Annotated in this window: 18 protein-coding genes and 1 tRNA gene; 16 read left to right on the top strand and 3 right to left on the bottom strand. The window is 54.7% G+C overall.

From position 1 onward, the window contains the following. Position 1 precedes the first annotated feature (1 nt). Together AC1DU8_RS04130 and ureG are read left to right on the top strand one after the other, a co-directional pair. Entirely contained in the window at positions 2–703 is a 702-nt protein-coding gene (locus AC1DU8_RS04130) for an urease accessory protein UreF (protein ID WP_477727030.1), read from the top strand. A 30-nt stretch (positions 704–733) separates the two neighbouring features. After that, positions 734–1,402: an urease accessory protein UreG gene (gene ureG, locus AC1DU8_RS04125; RefSeq protein ID WP_457282151.1), complete on the top strand. Its 669-nt coding sequence runs from the start codon at positions 734–736 to the stop codon at positions 1,400–1,402. Between the two features lie 234 nt (positions 1,403–1,636). On the opposite strand, the gene AC1DU8_RS04120 is transcribed toward ureG, so the two are convergent. Continuing rightward, positions 1,637–1,945: a hypothetical protein gene (locus tag AC1DU8_RS04120; protein WP_457282152.1), complete on the bottom strand. Its 309-nt coding sequence runs from the start codon at positions 1,943–1,945 to the stop codon at positions 1,637–1,639. 353 nt (positions 1,946–2,298) lie between these two features. On the opposite strand from AC1DU8_RS04120, the gene AC1DU8_RS04115 reads away from it, so the two are divergent. Next, a tRNA-Ser gene (locus AC1DU8_RS04115) sits at positions 2,299–2,388 on the top strand. Between the two features lie 322 nt (positions 2,389–2,710). Here AC1DU8_RS04115 and AC1DU8_RS04110 read toward each other — a convergent pair. After that, positions 2,711–3,109 (bottom strand): hypothetical protein, encoded by a 399-nt coding sequence (locus AC1DU8_RS04110; protein ID WP_457282153.1) that lies wholly within the window; start codon positions 3,107–3,109, stop codon positions 2,711–2,713. 25 nt (positions 3,110–3,134) lie between these two features. Then, positions 3,135–3,404 (bottom strand): hypothetical protein, encoded by a 270-nt coding sequence (locus AC1DU8_RS04105; RefSeq protein WP_457282154.1) that lies wholly within the window; start codon positions 3,402–3,404, stop codon positions 3,135–3,137. Positions 3,405–3,730: 326 nt separating this feature from the next. On the opposite strand from AC1DU8_RS04105, the gene AC1DU8_RS04100 reads away from it, so the two are divergent. The 13 genes from AC1DU8_RS04100 to AC1DU8_RS04040 all read left to right on the top strand — a co-directional run bounded on the left by AC1DU8_RS04100 (position 3,731) and on the right by AC1DU8_RS04040 (position 14,265). Next, positions 3,731–4,756 (top strand): hypothetical protein, encoded by a 1,026-nt coding sequence (locus AC1DU8_RS04100; RefSeq protein ID WP_457282155.1) that lies wholly within the window; start codon positions 3,731–3,733, stop codon positions 4,754–4,756. A 153-nt stretch (positions 4,757–4,909) separates the two neighbouring features. Then, positions 4,910–5,614 (top strand): hypothetical protein, encoded by a 705-nt coding sequence (locus tag AC1DU8_RS04095; RefSeq protein WP_457282156.1) that lies wholly within the window; start codon positions 4,910–4,912, stop codon positions 5,612–5,614. A gap of 108 nt (positions 5,615–5,722) precedes the next feature. Continuing rightward, positions 5,723–6,130, top strand: coding sequence for an immunity protein Imm33 domain-containing protein (locus AC1DU8_RS04090; RefSeq protein WP_477702819.1), 408 nt, complete (start codon positions 5,723–5,725; stop codon positions 6,128–6,130). Next, on the top strand, positions 6,127–6,657 hold the full coding sequence (locus AC1DU8_RS04085; RefSeq protein WP_457282157.1) for a hypothetical protein: 531 nt from the start codon (positions 6,127–6,129) through the stop codon (positions 6,655–6,657). Before AC1DU8_RS04090 ends, AC1DU8_RS04085 begins: the two co-directional genes overlap by 4 nt. Positions 6,658–6,732: 75 nt before the next feature. Next, positions 6,733–7,038 (top strand): hypothetical protein, encoded by a 306-nt coding sequence (locus tag AC1DU8_RS04080; protein WP_457282158.1) that lies wholly within the window; start codon positions 6,733–6,735, stop codon positions 7,036–7,038. Between the two features lie 2,119 nt (positions 7,039–9,157). Continuing rightward, positions 9,158–9,829, top strand: a complete 672-nt coding sequence (locus AC1DU8_RS04075; RefSeq protein WP_477690330.1) for a hypothetical protein — start codon at positions 9,158–9,160, stop codon at positions 9,827–9,829. A 211-nt stretch (positions 9,830–10,040) separates the two neighbouring features. Continuing rightward, on the top strand, positions 10,041–10,259 hold the full coding sequence (locus tag AC1DU8_RS04070) for a hypothetical protein (RefSeq protein WP_477667673.1): 219 nt from the start codon (positions 10,041–10,043) through the stop codon (positions 10,257–10,259). A gap of 620 nt (positions 10,260–10,879) precedes the next feature. Continuing rightward, a complete protein-coding gene (locus AC1DU8_RS04065; protein WP_477690329.1) occupies positions 10,880–11,203 on the top strand; it encodes a hypothetical protein in 324 nt (107 codons plus the stop codon). 355 nt (positions 11,204–11,558) lie between these two features. Next, positions 11,559–11,903, top strand: a complete 345-nt coding sequence (locus AC1DU8_RS04060; RefSeq protein WP_477726459.1) for a hypothetical protein — start codon at positions 11,559–11,561, stop codon at positions 11,901–11,903. Positions 11,904–12,450: 547 nt separating this feature from the next. Further along, the gene (locus AC1DU8_RS04055) at positions 12,451–12,870 is read left to right on the top strand and encodes an LIC_13387 family protein (protein ID WP_477690328.1); all 420 of its coding nucleotides are present in this window, start codon (positions 12,451–12,453) and stop codon (positions 12,868–12,870) included. Between the two features lie 81 nt (positions 12,871–12,951). Next, positions 12,952–13,320 (top strand): hypothetical protein, encoded by a 369-nt coding sequence (locus AC1DU8_RS04050; protein ID WP_477667676.1) that lies wholly within the window; start codon positions 12,952–12,954, stop codon positions 13,318–13,320. A 110-nt stretch (positions 13,321–13,430) separates the two neighbouring features. Then, positions 13,431–13,781 (top strand): hypothetical protein, encoded by a 351-nt coding sequence (locus AC1DU8_RS04045; protein WP_457282165.1) that lies wholly within the window; start codon positions 13,431–13,433, stop codon positions 13,779–13,781. A gap of 97 nt (positions 13,782–13,878) precedes the next feature. Then, positions 13,879–14,265 (top strand): hypothetical protein, encoded by a 387-nt coding sequence (locus AC1DU8_RS04040; protein ID WP_457282166.1) that lies wholly within the window; start codon positions 13,879–13,881, stop codon positions 14,263–14,265. Positions 14,266–14,373: the final 108 nt, after the last annotated feature.

Genomic DNA, 14,373 nt, shown 5'->3' with positions numbered 1-14,373 from the left:
CATGTCCGCCGCGCCTGCAGGGCAGCTACCGGCCGCCAGCCTGCTCCAGCTCATCTGGCTGGCCTCCCCGGCCTTGCCTGTAGGCGGATTTTCATACTCGGAAGGGCTTGAAACAGCCATGGAACGGGCGCAACCGGCTACAGAAATGATAGCAAGCAACTGGTTGACCGACCAGCTTCAGCTGAGCCTGGCGCGCGGTGACCTGGCGGTGATTGCCCAGGCTATTCCCGCCTGGCGCTCGGGCGACCTGCAGCGCGTGCAGCAACTCAATGCCTGGGTGCTGCAAACCCGGGAAACCAGCGAGCTGCGCGCCCAGGCCGAGCAAATGGGCAGATCCCTGCTGGACTGGCTGCGCAACCATGACGATGCCAACGCAGTGCACATTGAGGCCTGTGCGCAGATGCAGCCGACCTTCCCCGTTGCCTTTGCGTTGGCCGTTTCACAAACCGAGGCGGGCGTGCGCGACTGCCTGCTGGCCTATGCTTTCGGCTGGGCCGAAAACATGACACAAGCCGCCATCAAATCCGTGCCTTTCGGGCAAAGCGCCGGCCAGCGCATGCTGGCGCGCCTTGCCGGCGGCATACCTGCAGCGGTCGAGGCCGCCATGCAGTTGCCGGATGAGGAACGCCAGGCCTTTTCCCCCATGCTGGCCATTCTTTCGTCACAGCATGAAACCCAGTATTCGCGGCTGTTCCGCTCCTGACTTCTCACCGCAAATTCAACAAAGCCCCCCATGAGCCTGCATCACATCGCCAACCGTACCAAAAAACTTCCCCCCTTGCGCGTCGGCATTGGGGGCCCCGTCGGTTCCGGCAAAACCACATTGCTTGAAATGCTGTGCAAAGGCATGAAGGCCAAATACGACCTGGTCGCCATCACCAACGACATTTACACCAAGGAAGACCAGCGCATCCTGACCGTCAGCGGCGCGCTGGACGCCGAACGCATCATGGGCGTGGAAACCGGCGGCTGCCCGCACACCGCCATACGCGAAGACGCCTCGATCAACCTCGAAGCCATAGACCGCATGCTGGTGGATTTCCCCAATGCCGACATCGTGTTCGTCGAATCTGGTGGCGACAACCTGGCCGCCACTTTCAGCCCCGAGCTGAGCGACCTCACCATCTACGTGATCGACGTGGCTGCCGGCGAGAAGATTCCGCGCAAAGGCGGGCCCGGCATCACCAAAAGCGATCTGTTCGTCATCAACAAAACCGACCTGGCTCCCCACGTCGGCGCCGACCTGGGCGTGATGAAGGCGGACACCATACGCATGCGCACCACGGCCAAGGGCCTGAAGCCTTTTGTCATGACCAATCTCAAGACCAATGCCGGCCTTGCGGAAGTCATTGCGTTTATCGAGACAAAAGGAATGCTGCTGGCCCAACCTGAAGCCGCATAGCGGCGAGCAGGCAAAAAAAAGCCCGGAAGACCGGGCAGTAAAACTGGCTTCGCCAGTGGAGGGAGGTGCGACCCGGGACGGGCCGCAAGGAAAGTTTAGCCAGCGGCTGGCTGGCGGTGTGTAGGACAAGGTCGTGAATGCCGCCTGCGGACAGCGTTCCGGCGACAAGCCCTGGCCACGACGGGCTGCTGACTCATATATATAGCAGGCACATAGCAGACCACTCTGACGCCCTTACAGCTCAAACTCGCTGGGGTGAACAGTTTCGAACATCCTTCCGTCCCGGAAGAAAACAACCATCCAGTTACCAAACCGTTGCGTAGGGTGCGCCGGAATGACCTGGTTCAAGGCATGTGCAATGGATTTCTTGACGGGTAACTCAATTTCCCGGATTTCCGGGGAAAGTGAGTCCACGCTGATCAACATGAAGGTTCCGCGGTCCTGGACTTCGACCCGCGGAAACGACCAGCGGGCGCCGGTGGCATGCACAAATGCCGTAGTAACCTTTTCTGCCGCCTCGGGGGGGAATGCTGGAGCAGTCATATTTGTGTCCTCTAAAAGTGCTGTAACTGAATGTTTCAATCATGGCTGCGCCAGCGCCTTTAGTCACCGTTCCAAAAAACGTTTGGGAAGCGGAGAGGAAATAGTTCCAGGAAATAAGTCCGTTTTTTTGGCTCTATTTGCTTGACAGTCACAAAGTGACCAATGACGAACCAAAAGAGGGGGACTTCAGCCCTCTATTTTTGGCAGTGCCCTGCCCTCGTGAGTAATTCAACATATGGAAGGCAGCCGATGCGCCCGGCGCGCCTGTTGTCCAGGCTGCGAGACCGCATTTATCGACAGCGACCCGCCAACGCGCCAGATGACCGCCGACTAGCGGTTAAACTATGCGGCTCGGAAGCGTGGCAGAGCGGTTGAATGCAGCAGTCTTGAAAACTGCCGAGGATGCAAGTCCTCCGTGAGTTCGAATCTCACCGCTTCCGCCACTTGTTGGCACTGGCTTTTAGCTGCTCCAAAAGCCGTACGATCCGACTCTGCCTCAAGAGTCGCAGCTGACCTGTGACAGTCCGCAGATCACGATGGCGCTACAGAAAACGGCCGCTGCACCGTGAAACTGAACTGATAGCGATCAGCCTTGACGTGTGAAAGACCACGCAGCTCTTGCAAGACACCGATTCCGGCACAAAAAGGGTTTGGGAAGTTTCAATCCAGCGATTCTCGCAGGTGATTGCTGTCTTCAAGCCCATACATTTCCTCGCGCTGACCTGCAAGTTCGGGAGGAAAGATAGTCCTTTCATTGAGGTAAATTTAACTGCGCGTGGCTTGGTACGGCGGAAGAAACCTGCGAATCACCAAGCAGACCAACGTTACCGCCCCCTGCAGCACGCTAGCTTGAACAAGTGGCCAAAAACCATTGGCGTCATAACGCACGCCTCTGTTCACAAAATCTGCGTCGAAATAAATTGCAGCCGCACCAAGTAAAGTAGCGAAGCCCATCATCCACAAGAACTCAATCGACGTTTTCACAAATTCGTCTTTTGTCGATTCGAATACTGAAAATACAAGATGGGCTGCGGTCAAGAGAACCGGCAAGCTCAAGGCCAAATACAGTGACAGGGGATATGAATCTTCTCGGTACATGCGAAACATAACGAGGCAGAGTCCCCAGCTAATCCACCTAATGTTAAAAAGATTACTGATATTCATCTAATCCCCTAGGCCAGAGCTGCCATTAAAACTGCTCGATCAGTTCGCTCATCGCGACCATGCTGACGGTTAAGGCGCCAAAAGCGAATAGCCTGAGTGCCGCGATGAAGCCGTCTTTGCGCCAGGCGGAGATCGGCCAGTACATTTGCAAAATGCAGAGCACGAGCGCGACGATGAGCAGGTATAGCTTTGTCATCGCGGCATCGTAGCAATAAAAAGCCCCCTCAGGACCTCTCCTTGTTTCGCTTGCGAGGCGGCCCTCTGCTCGGAGCCTTAAAGGCTCAAAGGTCTGCATGTGGTTGGGCGGATGACGATGCAGGCAGAACCGTGTATGTGATCACGGTGAGTCAGACCAGGATGCCGGTGAAGACTGTCGCCAGTCTGGAGCTGTAGGAGGTTGGCTATAAGTGAAAAGCTCTCAAGGATTGCGCGGCGTCAGTGCAATGGAAAGAGAAAGTTAGAGCGCTGACGTGTGACAGCCTGCAGATCACGATGGCATTGCAGAACACTGCAACGTCGAACCAGCCGCGAGCACTGTAAAAAGTATCCCCTGGGGTTTGTTTTCGTTTCGCATGCGAAACCAATGACCTTAAACTCCATCCAACAAAACGGGAGGAATTTATGAGAACCTGGATTCGAACTCTTGGTGTGATTCTGTTGGCAATTTTCACGAACACATACACCAATGCGGAAAATTTTTACGGGCCCAACGAGTTAAACGAAATCGTTACCAAGGCTTATAAGGCAGATGATTTTGTTGCGCTTGATAAGTTGGCTACCAAGCTTCGTACAGAAAGAAGTCGAACCCCCAGTGGAGTTTGGAATCTCACCGTTTTCTATGGCAACCTAGGCTACGCTATTGTTGGGGAAAAGGAAAAGAACTCGGAGGCGCAATGGGCGGCCATAGAAAGCAAACTGAATCGTTGGGTCGCAGCTTTTCCTCAATCGGCTATGGCGCCAATAGCACTGGCTACCGCACAGAAGCAGCATGCCTGGGCTCTTCGCGGTTCTGGCTATGCAAGTACCGTCACCCCTGAAGGCTGGAAAGGCTTCGCGAGCTACATGGCGATTGCTCGCAACACCCTCGATGTGAACAAAAAAATCAGCAGTGATGATCCGCAGTGGTATATCGTGATGCTGGATGTGGCGCTTGCGCAGAACTGGACAAGAGACCAACATTGGGCGTTGTACGAAGAAGCAGTGTCGAAAGAGCCTCTTCATTACCAGACATATTTTGTGGCGGCAGAGCGTTTTCTCCCAATGTGGGGAGGGAGCATGCGGCAAATCCAGGATTTTGCTGCGGATGCCGTGAGACGAACGACCTCAACAGAAGGCCAGGGAATGTATGCACGTATCTATTGGGTCGCAGCAGGGCGCATGGGAGGGGAAGCTTTCTTTGCAGAGTCGCATCGGAGCGCAGTTTGGTCGCAGATGAAAGCCGGCTTTGAAGACGTGCTCAAAAAATACCCAGCCGATTGGAATAGGAATGCGTACGCGAAATTCGCATGCCAAGCCGGTGATGTGGATACGTTTATAGCCATGACCCGCAGCTTTAATGGCACGCCCATGAAAGACGCATGGCCCGGCGACTACTTCCAGAAATGCAAAGAATACGCCGGAAAGCTGCGACCAAATAGCCTACTTTGAGTCTTTCCCAGCGTTTCCGGCACATTAAGTCGCATCAGCCAGCATGTATCTCGACAGAGTACTCGCCCCCAGCTTCCAATGACTACTTCATCTCTTCGCCAATTCTTTATGTCTTTGCTCTTGCTCGCACTTGTGGGGTGCAATCAAGCGGACATGATTCAAAAATTTGCTTCGCCTGCCGATCAGACGCTGGCCAAAAGTTACATTGATCTTCTGCGACAGCAGCGCTTTGAGGATATTGAGAAGGCGGCTGACCCAAGCATAGCTGGGCCGGCACTTCATGACGCGCTTGTTCAAATGGCGGCATTGATCCCCGCTGGAGAGCCCTCAACAATTATGCTGGTTGGCGCTCATCGGATGAACAGGGATGACTCTTCGACCGTCAATCTCACGTTTGAATATGGCTTTTCAGGCAAATGGATTTTGACGAGCGTCGCCGTAAGGAATCATGGTGGTAAGGCCACCATAGTTGGCCTGAGTGTCGCTCCCCAGCCAGCTTCACTTGAACAACAGAATCGGTTCACGTTAGCAAAAAAAACGCCAATTCAATACCTTGTTTTTGCGTTGGCCATAGTCTTTCCGTTGCTTACCCTCTGGGCGCTTGTTGTTTGCGGCAGGTCTAAACTCAAAGGCCGAAAGTGGCCGTGGGTACTGTTCGTTATGCTTGGGTTTGGAAAGTTTGCAGTGAACTGGACAACTGGCGAATGGAGTTTCGCGCCCTTGTCCTTACAGCTATTTAGTGCGGGAGCGTTTGCCCCCTTGTACGGGCAATGGACCGTTGCGATTGCTCTTCCGATCGGCGCAATTACTTTTTTGATACTCAGGAAAAAGCTAAGTGTTGCAGCAATTAAAAGCTAACTGGTCGGCCCACTCGGACACACAGCAGCAGATTCCTGCTGCGCGGCGCTTGCTACGTGCCGGTGGTCTCAAACGATAGACCCCGAGGAAACACAATGCGAGTGCTCCGTGAGAAGTCCGCTTTGTGAATGGGTGGGCGCATCGCCGTTGCCACCTGTAGCCGGTTCAAAAGTAGGCATCGCGTTGTCGACGATCGGAACTGAACCAATCCACGGCCTTCGCCACAAGCCCACGACAAGTACTAACGGTTGGTACTTCTGGTCCGGAGGTGAACCGTCAGAAGCCAGCGACTTCTTTGCCCTCCTGCATGTGGAGAATCTGGCAGAGACCCTACCATGGGTTGTCGAGTATCTTGAGTTGCCGCCAGGGTATCGCTTGCTGATAGATGGCTCCAACCATGAAGATGTGTGGTTCGATAAACGCTGCTTGTGGCCCAACCCCTCAGTCAATGAGACGTCTTGCGCATCGCACAAGCCGCCCCTTACCTCCACCGTTAGACCTCTTTTGACACCATGAACGTCCTCTTGTATCCCTTCATGCTGCTATCGGCAGTTGGTCTGCTTCTCAGCGTAGGAAGTCACCTGGCAGCCCTGATTGGCCTGCCAATTCCAGGTGGACATCTGGTTTGGGGTTTGCACGCCGGCATCTTCGTAGTGTGGCTTCCGACGGTCTTGGTCGCCAATCGTATGTCGCGCCACGGAAGACGCGCTGATTTTTGGAAGCTGGCCCTATCGGGCTGCCCAACTTGGGCACGCTATGCGATCTACGGGCTCTTCGGATACGCGATGCTCAATTTCATTCTGGGTATGAGCGACGTACCCAGCCATAGAGACGGGAGCAATGCTGCCAATTCCGGCGCCGAAGTGCGTCTCTTCTCTGGGCATTGGATGGTTTTCTACGGCGCGGCGTTTGCAACGCTCTACTCCGCGATCAACAACTCCAGGTTGCTGAAAGGCCGAAAATGCATTCGAGGCCATGAGGTCGCACCACTCGATAAGTTCTGTCCCGAATGTGGGGCAGCTATAGAGCATGGGCACATCTAACCTGTCTCTCCAGCGGACTAATTCTGAGGGGCTTCGGCTCCCGCCGCGATCCGCTGAGCTCAAACGTTGGGCGTCATGACCAATCCGCGTTTATGGAAGACCTGGGGTATTGCTGAAGCAAACCTGAAAGATGCTCGTCGCTACCTTGTCGAGGCGGCCACCGATGCGGACTCAGAGAAGTATTCATTGGTTCAGTTCGATGAATACCTTGCCCATAATGAACTTGGCTTGGCACTGCAAGAGATTGCCAGCATTGCGGAAGATTTCACATGCAAGGCGGCATTCTGGAAGCGGCTCGAAGCGGCCGCAGAGGTCATGGAATTGCCAGAGTCTGCCTCGGCGTATAGGGATAAGTTCTTTGCGGAAACTCGTCGTCACTAAGACGCCCAACCCTTCATCGCAGCCGACCCTGGCCAGCTGCGCTGGCCGGTCGGCTGAATTCAAACGCAGGTTGCTCCGTGGCCAACAAAAAACCAGGTTTCAGTCGCACCCTTGCTCTAGCGTGCTGAACTCCGTCGAAATCTGATCTAGTTATGGAGTGAACCCCTCGGGCTGGACCAGGGGATTCACTCCAACACCGGGATGGGGTCTTGTGGGGGGATTCAGCGGCGACCGGGGCAGCGCGGTTTTTTCACCGGTTTATGGGCGAGGATGATCAAACACAACGGAATCGGCTGTTTAGGCTTAGCTCGTCCATATTGAGGAGGCGGTAGCCACACTGCCCGCCTAGAATCGGTTTGCGGGGTTTGGTGTTCTTTTTATCGATCTGAACGAAACTCAAAATGAGCAATAAGTCTTTTAATAACAAGCACTTGGCTGATTTTTTGGTGGCCAGGTTATACCGCAAGCGCGATGTTATACCGCGGACCTTGCGGTATACATTGCGTTAAGAACTCCAAATGCGTGTTCGCCTAGTACTACTGCTAGTCGCAGCTCTTCCTCTATGCAATGCATTTGGGCAGGAACGAGAAGGCCTACGAATTCATGCCCCACCCGCTTGGGCGGGATGGAAGAAGGCAGCGGAAGAAAAGAAAGACGGACTCGAATTTACGGCGTGGGTCCCTCTGGACCAGCAGGGGTCTGCATGGAAAGAATCAATCACTCTAGCCATTCTGGAGCCATCTCCCCCGGAAGATGCTGTAACGAACGCCATCCGCCTCACTCTTGGTGTGACGGCCAAGGCCTGTCCCAACTCCAATGTTGTGCCACCTAAGCCGCGTAGTGAAGGCATCTTTACTGTTGCTTATGCACAGTTCTACTGCTCTAGATTCCAGGACAAGAACGTGGGGGAACTTACCTTCGTCAAAGCCATTTCTTCTGCTCAGCGCACATATGTCATATCAATGATCAAGAGGGTAAGGCCCTTTGACATCCGTGCACCCGGGGCGTTTGTGTTCTCTGCAGAGGAAGAGGACCCGGTTAGCTGGCTTTCAGCGGCAGCAAATTACCTAGGTACCGTGAAAGTCTGTGTCAGTCGGCAAGAAAAGGAAGACGTATGTTCGCCCTAGAGTTCCTAACACGGCAGTCCACACTGACGCCGTGCGGCAAAGCCGCGCAGCGCCGGTGACTTCTACGTTAGATACCATGGAAACACTGCTCGTTCTGGTGCTCGCGCTTTTTGCGGTTGGCTTCGCGGTTGGTGCATTCTTGAATCATCCAGACGAACTCCCGCCGCACCGACTTCGTAGGTTTCTGTGGTCCGGGTGGATTGGATGGACCATCCTCTGCGGTGCACTGCTGCACCTTGCGAACGAAAAGCTTTGTCCCCCCGGCAGTTGCATCGGAGTGGCCTTAGGGCTTGCGTGGTTCGGACTGACGCTAGCGTGGTTAGTTGGCGGGCTGTGCGCGACGGCTGGTATCTATACTGCCCGGAACTATCTGAGGAACCACTAGTGGCAATGGCATCAAACAAGCCGTTCGACACTGACGCCCGAGTGCTTCAATGCGCTCCGTGCACACGCCTCCCGCTCGCCGATCAACTCCAACGTTAGGCCGCACCATGCGAGTCATTGCAATTGTTTCGCTTCTCGTTCTGCCTGGTCCGATATTCCTGGCCTACTCACAATTCATTGGCAACACGGGCTTTGAGTGGAAACACCTTCTAGCGAACTACGCTTGGTGTTCTGCAGTCTTGTATTGCTCCGCGTTGATTTTGATGGGAGCCCGCGCGAGCGTTACGCTATGGCTTGCTACTCTCGCCGCGGGGAATGCAGCTCTTATTGCATTCTGTTTTTGGATGGCCAGTCTCTTGGCGAGAGGCTACAGGGACACCGAAATCGCATGGGTGCTTCTTTTTCCAGCTCAGGCACTGGTCATTGCGCTCGCGGTGTTGGCCTATTGGATTGCGCACCGGAACAAGGAACGGCCTGGCCATGTTGCCTAACAGGCCGATCGAAACCGGCACACAACGCCGCGGCTCCGCGAAGCGCATGATTTTCGGCGCGACTGATAGCGCCAAGCCTCTATGTGCGGCTCACTTTCAACGTTGAGTATCTTGACCATGCGTCTTTTTTATATCTCAATTGCCATTGCACTATTTCAGGTCACATCCAGTCATGCCGCGTGCTCTGACAAAGAAAGTTGGATGGCGGCAAAGTCATTGCGCCTAATCTCATCCAATGGACAAAACCCGAAAGAATCTTTTGAGGTAGAGGTACGCCACTTGGGTAACGCGCAAATGTTTTCGCGCGTCATCCAGGGTGTTGCGGTCGCCGAGTCTTACCGGCTTTCTGGCGGGCGACACCTGTTTCACGGCCTTGATGAAAAAACGTTCAATCACCCTGTTGGCTTTGACCCCAGGCAGTCATTTTTTTTGCCAACCATGATTTTGGAAAAATTTGGGTTTGCCGGATTGTGTGGGATTTCCGGCGAGCAACACTTTCATGGTTCCATCGACCTGGGCGATTACTCGCCTCCTGGTATGCGTAGGCTGATGGTTGAGGGAACGGTGGCCCGTACCTCTGCTTCCGTTGTGACATTTTCACTTCGCCTGCTTGGTGACGCTGCTACGACCATCGACGGGTCGTTCGATTTTGTTCCCCCACCATTTCCAGCCGAGGCCCCGGTTCTCAATTGGTATTACCTCCTTCCCGGCGATCGTATGCTTTCCGCTAAACGTACGAATACCACTATGCCCACGCTGAGTGCTTTCGTTCAAGGTACGGAACAATAACTGTGCGCACAGAAAAGGGGCCTAATTCTGGCGGCCGTAGCCGTGACCGAGAACAACAAGCATGTACCCACCGCCAGACGCATCGTCGGCACCGTCAGGTTTGAGGGTCGATAGAAATTCTTAACCCGTCAATCAACACAGACTCACAACAGCAAAAAGGCCGCTCCACCGCTACTATCGTGGTTCGGTCATCTCTAACATTAGGCGTCTCATGGCACTACTTTTAAAAATCATCACCGTACTGTTTGGCCTCGCATCGATCGCAGCGGGCGTAAAGAGTGTTCTGCGACGAGAAGCCAAATTCACATGGAATGGAGATAGCGATGAGAAGCGTGTCGTTGAAGGGATTCCGGCAATCCTCATCGGTCTGGGCGAGATCGCTATAGGCCTTTACATCATCTTCGCTCTACGCTTTCCTTTTGCGAGCTGAGATATTTACATCGGACCGAGTCACCATCGCCAATGTTGCCCGCTGCTTGTTGGCTAGAACTGGTTGCCCGGAGAGAATGCCGCCTAACCTTTCCACCGAGGGGACGTTTCAATGGCCGCTTCGCGCCTATTGGCCCGCCCCTCATGTCCAACGTTAGACCGCTTCGCAATATCATGGACCGACCTCCTAAAAACCTAAATGGCTGTCGTGTGCTGGCGTACGTCCGAACCGATGATGCCGTGTTTACCGGGCTCCTGCGGTTGAACGTCGGCGGCGACTGGTTGGGTCGTGTGCCGTGCCTTGCCATCTGTGCCTTTGGCGAAGCGTCGGAGCTGGTAGTCCTCCATTGCGACGAGTCCTGGAATGTGCTTGGGATCCAGGGATGGAATATGGTGGGTACGGATGCACCGTCCTCCCCTTCGGAGGTTGCGTCGATCGTTGCGAAGTACTATCAGGGTCTGGAGGCCCGCTGGACGCACGTTCCGTGAGGCTACGCAAGGCGTTCCGATCTCCTGGAGTATTCAGATGATGCCTGTAACGGGACAGCGGCCTAACTTGTCGATTAACACGAACGCCCAAGGGCGTCAGCGCGCTTCCCGCGCATCTTTACGTTAGCCGTCATGAAGGTCGTAGTCACGCGGAACCCCGGCTGGTATGGCAAGTTTGTATCGATGGATATCCTTTGCAACGGCCGGCGCCTCGCGTACATTCGAGAGAAAGAAACCGTGCACGTTCAACTTGAGCAAGCTGACATACCAGCGAAGTTGGAACTACGAATGCAGCAAATGGTTGGCAGCCCAACAATCGAGATATCTCGTCTGTCTTCCGATTTACACCTTGAATGCGGCGCGAACAACTGGACTCTATTGGATTTTTTTGACCTCTCCCTCCTGTCAGGTCTCAAGAACGAGGTCTTCTACTTCAGGAAGGTGGTGCCCGAGTGAACGCGTGCCACCGTCAATGAGACTTACCTTGCGGCGAGTCGTCATTTCTCAGGCGTCACATCGGGACATTCACACGATGACGGCCAGCCCTTCCTTCAAGCGGACGTGCCTATGGCACGCCGCCAAAGTCACAACCGAGGTGCTCGTCCATATTGGGGAGGCGGTACCCACACTGCCCGCCTAGAAATGGTTTGCGGGGTTTGGTCCCTTTTTTATCGACCTGAGTGAAACTCAAAATGGGCAATAAGTCTTTGAATAACAAGCACTTGGCCGGGTTTTCAGTGGCCAGGATATACGGCAGGGGCGATGTTATACCGCAGACCTTGCGGTATACATTACGTTAGACAGCATCTCAATGGCCCGTATGGAACTCCTGCCCTTCGTTGCATCTGCTGCCGCCATTGCGGGTTTCGCTTTGGTGGGATGGCTTGTCTACCGCTATTTAGCTGAGCTCATGCTAATGCGTCGCGGCACAATTACCCGAGGCAGGGTGGTTAGTGCCGTGGAGTTGGGCAACAGTCACGGCGGCAAGATGTTCGTCGTGTCGTATGAATTTTCGGCCACGAGCTCCGGCGGAAATGCCTTGATGTACCGCGGTAGGCAATTGATGAGTTACGGTTTTCGGCCCAAAGACATAGTGGTTGTTCGCTTTTTGTCAAAGTGGCCTCGGATTAACCTTATCGCAGACCGCACCGTTTGACGGGGCGACAAAACAAGAATGCCAAGTATGCTGTCTAACATTTCGCTCGGCGCGGACACGCGGCAACAGAATGCCGCTGCGCGGCGCTTGCTGCCTGCCGGGCAGCTTTGACGTTAGGCATCACCAATGCTGCTCATCCCAGTTGAGATATTTCGCTTCGTCAACCCGGATTTCCCCGGCTTCGTTGAGTGCGAGTTGGTCGATGCTGAGGGGACACGGCATCTATTCATGGAGAAGGTGCCTGTTGTGACCTTGGAGCACTTGACCGAGCACAGTGTGTACCCGGCAGCGGGCGTGATCGCTTGCGAGGTTGAGGCATCTTGGATGGAGCCGAATGGGAGAGCCCTGGTACGTGTGACCACGGAACGCCCATGGGGTGTCGAATCGGTTGGAGGACGGTCTTTGTTCGTGCTCGATCCAGCGACTCTGTCGCATGAAGATGCTGCCTAACATGTTGCTCGACACGGACCCGCAACTGCAAAAGGCGGCTTCGCCGCAAGTGTTGTGGGCCGGTTACCTTCAACGTTAGGCCCAGAAGGAACAACGTATGCCAAGTATCGCTTCCCTGCTTCTCGCCGCGAGCGCGTTTGTGATCCTCGGCCTCGGTTGTGCTCATCTTCTATTCACCTTTCGCGGGAACAAGTTTTATCCTCGCGACCCCGCGCTAATGGCTCGAATGCAGGAAGTCTCACCTGTCATTTCGGGCAAGATGTCAATGTGGAAGGCCTGGGTCGGGTTCAATGCGAGTCATAGCTTCGGCGCAATGCTGTTCGGCCTTGTCTATGGCTATCTTGCTCTGGCGCAGCCTTCAGTCCTGTTTTCATCGTGGTTCCTGCTAGCTGTCGGCCTTGCCTTACTCGCTGGCTGTCTCTTTCTCGGCTGGCGCTACTGGTTCAGCACCCCGTTTCGAGGCATCGTCTTGTCCACGGCGCTCTATGTCTCTGGTGTACTCGCACACTGGGCCTAACCCTTCCATCGAGGGGGCAGCCAGCAGCCGGCTTCGCCGTCCGTCGGCCGCCCCTCATCTCAAACGTTAGGCCCCGCCACTATGGAGCTAGCCTTCTCGATCGCATATGCCGCGGCAATCTTTGTTGCCTCAAATGTCGTCTCATTCCCCCTGGGCTTTATTAACGGCTTCCTGGAGGTCAGGAAGCAACCGCTAAGTCGGCGGTCTCGGCTCGTCCTCGAGTTCTCAGAAGGAGCCGTCGAAGTTCTTGTCTGGATCGTCATCACAGTTCATCTGTTCCGTCAGCAGTTCGAGACGCCTTATTTGGTTGCCGCTGGAGCATACGGGCTGGCAGGAGTGGTTGGATATCTCATTGATGTTCGAGTCTTCAAGAAGTCACAAATCACCTTTCTCATCCGCATCATCTTCACCTCCGCGTTCTGCGTTGTCGTGGGCGCATATGTTGCATAGACCTGTGCGCGCGAGGCCTAACCCGTCCCTCAACCAGACATGCCTCGGCAAACCAAGTCATGCCGCTTATCTCAACCGTTAGACATCACAAATCAGCACTGGAGGAGTACATGGGAACAGGAGGAAAGGATCAGCCCAAGAAGGCGCCGATAACGGACAACATTCGAAGCATGAGTGTTCATCGTGGTCTCTGTGTTTTTTATGGGCTCTTTGGTGTGGCCCTGTTCGTGCTGCTCTGGGACGGCGTAGACGGCGAGTCAATTATTGGCCCGGGCTTATTGGTCCTGGCCTTTGGCACCGTTCACGGTGTGATCGCATTTGGAGCTGCGCGATCCAGACCTTGGGCGCGCACGTCCTCCATCGTGGTTGCCTGCTTGTTGCTGCTTGGTGTCCCCATTGGCACCCTGATCGGTGTCTATCTTCTCGCGAACTTAAAATGGCCCAAAGCTGGTGATGTCTAACTTGGCGGTCGACACGGAAACCCAACTCCGTACGTGTGCTTCGCGCTTCTGTCGGTCGCCGGTCACCTCTACCTTAGGCGCCTCAAGAAAGGTCTTCGTGCAACAAGAATCTGAGGAAGAAGTTCGTCGAATTCTGCAAGCAGCTTTCGGCACACTGGCTCTCCACGGAGAGCTTCCCCCAAGCGAGCACTACGCAACACTGGATGTCCTCTACCATCCCGAGGCATGGGTACAGATCTATGGCGACTACATGGACTTTTCCTACGCTGAGCAGGCCCCGCCGGAAACGCTCTTGGCCGAAGTTCTTGCGTCGCTGCAATCCGCTCAGATTATCGATTGGTGCCCTGGAAGACTGGCGACTGTTCAATACAAGGCGGCAGATGCTGTCACGCTGTCAAAAACCATTGATGCGTTGCTAAAAAAGCTCTATGGATTCACGGACTACAAGCTGGTCGGGACCCTAAAAACCTGGCAGCGCGCATAAAGAAGGCTTTGCTGTGAGAAAGGAAGGCTGGTCTGCATGGAAGCGCCTAACCTTTCAATCGAGAGGACGTATCCGGGCAAGCCGGGTCACGCCTCTCATCTCAAACGT

Source organism: Polaromonas sp. P3_A5 (assembly GCF_056403055.1).
The sequence above is the reverse complement of the archived record's forward strand: the minus strand, read 5'-3'. Positions and strand labels throughout refer to the sequence as shown.